This is a genomic window from Oleiphilus sp. HI0061 (assembly GCF_001635675.1).
In genome coordinates, this window is record NZ_LWFE01001113.1 from 1 (window position 1) to 922 (window position 922).

General features: G+C 48.6%; 1 protein-coding gene. It reads left to right on the forward strand.

Features of this window, described 5'->3' with window-relative positions; genetic code table 11:
* Positions 1-922 (forward strand): methyl-accepting chemotaxis protein (locus A3735_RS16395; protein ID WP_231882564.1); only part of this gene is annotated, 922 nt, incomplete at both ends.

Sequence of the window (922 nt, forward strand, 5' to 3'; positions counted from 1 at the left end):
ACCAGTTCCAAAACCAGGCTGATGACCGCTTCTTTAACCCGAATACGGCTTATATCATTCTAGCGCTAATCATCATGTTGATTGTTTATGCTGGCTGGTACTTATACCGCGAATCTCAAAATCGTCTGCAAATGACGGAAGAACAGAACGAACAGAACCAAAACGCAATCTTACGTTTACTTGATGAACTTGCCGACCTTGCTGATGGTGACCTGACAACAGAAGCAACAGTAACCGAGGATTTCACGGGTGCAATTGCTGACTCGATTAACTTCGCGATCGACCAAATGCGTGGCTTGGTAAAAGCTATTCGTGATACCGCCTTACAGGTTGCTTCATCAGCCCAGGAAACACAGGGCACAGCGATGCAGCTGGCTGAATCTTCAGAGCATCAGGCGCAAGAAATTGCGGGTGCTTCTGCCGCGGTTAACGAAATGGCGGTGTCTATCGACCAAGTATCATCTAACGCTGCAGAGTCTACTTCGGTTGCGGAAAGATCGGTAACCATCGCGAAGAAAGGTGCTGAAGTGGTACAAAATACCATCCACGGCATGGACACTATTCGTGAGCAGATTCAAGAAACATCAAAACGTATCAAACGCTTGGGTGAATCATCTCAGGAAATCGGGGATATCGTATCCTTGATCAACGACATTGCCGACCAGACCAACATTCTATCTTTGAACGCTGCGATTCAGGCATCGATGGCTGGGGATGCAGGTCGAGGCTTCGCGGTTGTTGCCGACGAAGTACAGAGACTGGCGGAACGTTCTTCTGCTGCAACCAAGCAGATTGAAGCACTGGTTAAAACCACTCAGACAGATACCAACGAAGCGGTAATCTCGATGGAACACACCACGGCAGAAGTGGTACGAGGAGCTCGACTTGCACAAGATGCGGGTGTTGCCCTAGAAGAAATCGA